Source organism: Phocaeicola intestinalis, assembly GCF_014837065.1.
Taxonomy (GTDB): domain Bacteria; phylum Bacteroidota; class Bacteroidia; order Bacteroidales; family Bacteroidaceae; genus Phocaeicola; species Phocaeicola intestinalis.
In genome coordinates, this window is the sequence record NZ_JACSPP010000116.1 from 1 (window position 1) to 3,857 (window position 3,857).

Annotated in this window: 4 protein-coding genes and 1 pseudogene; all 5 read left to right on the forward strand. The window is 33.1% G+C overall.

The window, feature by feature from the left end:
- Nucleotides 1-662, forward strand: a 662-nt coding sequence (locus H9625_RS17170; protein ID WP_449429525.1) for a hypothetical protein, incomplete at its 5' end; no start/stop codon positions are given.
- Between the two features lie 226 nt (nt 663-888).
- Nucleotides 889-1,719, forward strand: a complete 831-nt coding sequence (locus H9625_RS17175; RefSeq protein WP_191765530.1) for a methyltransferase domain-containing protein — start codon at nt 889-891, stop codon at nt 1,717-1,719.
- Nucleotides 1,720-2,003: 284 nt separating this feature from the next.
- Nucleotides 2,004-2,912 carry a hypothetical protein gene (locus H9625_RS17180; RefSeq protein WP_191765532.1) on the forward strand — a complete coding sequence of 303 codons (909 nt, stop codon included), beginning with the start codon at nt 2,004-2,006 and terminating at the stop codon, nt 2,910-2,912.
- Between the two features lie 48 nt (nt 2,913-2,960).
- Nucleotides 2,961-3,532 (forward strand): annotated as a pseudogene (locus H9625_RS17185) (aminoglycoside adenylyltransferase domain-containing protein); the annotation flags it as partial.
- 102 nt (nt 3,533-3,634) lie between these two features.
- A partial coding sequence (locus H9625_RS17830; RefSeq protein ID WP_206001458.1) for a hypothetical protein occupies nt 3,635-3,857 on the forward strand: 223 nt, incomplete at its 3' end.

Sequence of the window (3,857 nt, forward strand, 5' to 3'; positions counted from 1 at the left end):
TAAACTTATCAAAGAACTCTTTGGCTTTGTGGCAGAAGCCGCTTAGCCGATATGGTGAATTTTTAACGGACTATTATCCTTTAGAACAATTAAAAAAAATAAGAGAAGAACATCTGAAGATACAACTCACCCTCTCTCTTCATGCAACAAATCAAAGAACAAGAGATATAATTATACCTCACATGAAAGGTTATGACATAAATAAGATTGTTGAATCTGTTTTATCATATTCGGAAAGACATAACAGAAAAGTAACAATTGCTTATTTATTGATTCCTGGTCTAAATGATAAAGCAACTGATGTACGTCAATTAGGAAGATGGTTTCGTGAGAAAAATGTTTTGATAAATCTTTTGCAATATAATGATACCGCAAATTGCAATATTAACAGGCCAAACAAACAACAATTAGTTGCATTTAAATTGCGACTTGAAGCGGCTGGTTTAGAAGTAAAAATGAGAGAATCACGAGGTAATAACATCAAAGCTGCCTGCGGTCAGTTGGTTAGTAACACAAACGAGAAGAATAAGCAACACAATTCAATGGGGAAGGATTTAGGTTTTCACAATCGTTCAAAAAGCAAGAAAGAGAATCCTAAAAGCAAGCACAAAAATACATTTTCTAAAATTAAATCTCTGTCCGAGATAAGTATTGGTGAATAAAAATATTCCTATAGGTAGGATAATTATCGACAAAGAAATTTTCTCTGGAGTGGGAAAAGCAGACCAAAGTATGCTATAATGCAATAAAATAGTTATACAAACTTGAATTTGAGGAGGTGATAAGATGACAGCATATATGAGATTAAGATAATACCGCGAGTTGTGTTTCGGTACATCCGTATTACATAACTCGCTTTCGGGCAAGAATGTAATAATGGAGGATGTCATGAATAGAATTATTAGATTTAATGACAGCGAAAAGCTTTTTCGTTGTCCAATATGTAAACGAAAGTTAAAGATGGTAGGCAATAGTTTGCTGTGTAGTAATAAGCATTGTTTCGATATTTCTAAATTAGGATATGTGAATTTTGCATTAAATCAAAAGCAATCTAAGCATTATAGCAGAACTTCTTTTGAAAGCAGAATGGATATTTTAGAAAAGGGATACTATTCACATATTCTTACGGAGATAACACATATATTGAGCAAGCTTGAAAACATAACAACTATTCTTGATGTCGGATGTGGTGAAGGATATTATTCTAGAAAAATCAAAGAACTATTTCAAGCAGATATAGTTGCTTTTGATATTTCAAAAGATGCCATTTCCCTTGCTTCAAAAAGAGACGGTAGTAAGTCTATAAAGTGGTTTGTGGGTGATTTGGAAAATATGCCAATTAGAGACCACTCAGTAGACTGTATACTGGACATATTTACACCAGCTAATTATTTGGAGTTCAATAGAGTTCTGACGGATAGCGGCTATATTGTAAAGGTTATTCCTGGGAATAAACATCTGATGGAGTTCAGAAACATTGCAAAAGAACATTTGAAAAATCAAGAGTATTCCAATGAGAATGTGATTAACTTATTCAAGAAGCAGTATTCTGTTATTTACCAAAAAAGAGTTTCAGAATCATATGAAATGCCGTTAGAGGATATTAAAATTTTTGCAGACATGACCCCACTGCTCTTCCATGTAGATAAAACTGAGATTGATTTCAAAAAGCTAAAAACTTTGACGATTGATGCAGAGATATTTGTGGGAAGTCTATAACGCTTGAAACTTTCAGTTTGACGGAGCAACAAATTCCAATTTGTTGAACTGAATAGCACATACTGACCGATAGGAACAAGGATGAAATATACCTTGTTCCTTTTCGTTTACCCAGGGCATTCATAGAAAATGAATAAACAGGTCAGTTATGCATACCAACACTTATCTCGGACAGAGACAAAATTAATTACAAAACAAAACACTAAATTAACCGTATTTTGTTTGTGATGCATAGGCGATCTGTTTTTTTGTCTATCAACAATTAGAGTTACAAGGAATCTATTATGGAATATAAATGTTTATCCGATTTTTTGTTTAAAGGAGAAAATAAAAATATTAATATAAGTGTGAGCAAAAATAGTCCAGTTAATGCCTCCTTAAGTTTGGATGGATACAAACATTCAATGGTTCAAATAATAGCATTAACTATTGCACTCAAAATGAAGACTGTTATTGTTAATCCACCTATAGTAAGTGATACATATGTTTTTATCGCAATAATAAATGAACTAGGTGGTACTGCAAAAATATATAACAAACGTTTGTTTATTGACGCAAGTACCATATGTAATGCCAACATTCCTTTCTTTTTAGGAAAGTGTATTCATGGTTCTATGTATTTGTGCCCGGCGCTATTAATTGCATTAGGAAAATTTGAATATTATGGTTCTGGAGGTTGTCAAATTGGTGATTCGATAGATTCACATAATAGACCATTTTCTCATATTGCTTCAGTGATTGAATGTTTTAATCACAAAATAAGTATAGAATCTAATAGAATAATAGGTAATTTTGGTGACAATAGCGATATAACCGAGTTAGATATAAAAAATTTTTCATACTCTAGCGAAGATTTGAGTGGACCGCTTGTAGGAGGGGCCACTAAAACGGCATTACTTTTATCTGTTAACAAACAAAAATTTATCATAAAAAATCCATATTTAAAAACGGATGTCTATGATATGATTGATTTTTTGCGCTTAATAGGTAAAAAAATTGACATCTCTGATAATTCTATTGTCTGCAGTGGAAATGTTATGGCTTCTTCCAATCAGTATATTGAATTTAATCTAACTCAATGCATAAGTGAAATTATAACATATTCCACGTTAGCTTTAATAAATAATACAAATTTGACATTTTTAGATTTAAACAAGAAAACAATTTCGCTAACTTTAAAACCTGAGATATAATATTATTCAATCAGTGACAGAAAAATTATCCTCTTTGCCTTATATAGAAACATAAATGCTATTAGACCACTTGAAGTTACGGTCATAAATCAAAAGGATGTTGTCCCTTGGAAATTTCCTCCTAAACATGAATTTATGTATGGTGAGTGGCTAAGGGAGCAGTTTGATAAGGGAGCAATTCCTGAGCCAACTTATGATCCCGATTTAGCAATTCTTTTATCTCAATTAAGAGAAAATAGTATTAACCTTTTCGGACCAGAGGCAACAGAAGTGATTGAGCCTGTACCAATGACAGATATTCGAAGGGCGATTAAAGAATCCTTACCCGGGTTGATAGCTAGCATTGAAGGTGACGAACACAATGTGATTTTAACTTTAGCCAGAATGTGGCTGACATCCTCTTCCGGTAGAATTTGCTCAAAAGATCAGGCTGCTGAATGGGCGATACCTAAATTAGCCAAAGAGCATGCTACTTTACTTGAAAAAGCAAAAAAGGCTTATTTGGGAGATTATGATGACAAGTGGGAAGGAATGGAGACTGAGATAATTGAACTCGTTAATTATTTGAAAAGATCTATAGAGTCTTCCCTTAATATTTAAATCCTTTTCGAATAGTTTAAATACAACAGTGATTAGTTTTTAATGCGTATTATTGGTGATTATTACTTCGATATGTTCCCTCATACCTCGTTTTCTCAAAAAACAGTAAAAAATTGATAGATATGTTTCCGCATACGTCGGGCTCTAAAATTAGCCAAAGACATCAATTCCATCAACTCGAGCCACGTGGAGTGCGTAGTTTTGATGTCAAGGGTAAGCAAATAAAGGGCGAAAAGAAAGCTATAAAACTGCTTGAAACTTTTGAATACCTCAAATCCGCAACTACGCGCCTATATGATACAGAAGCGAAAATAATCTGCATCGTTAGTAAAAAGGGGGCACAGT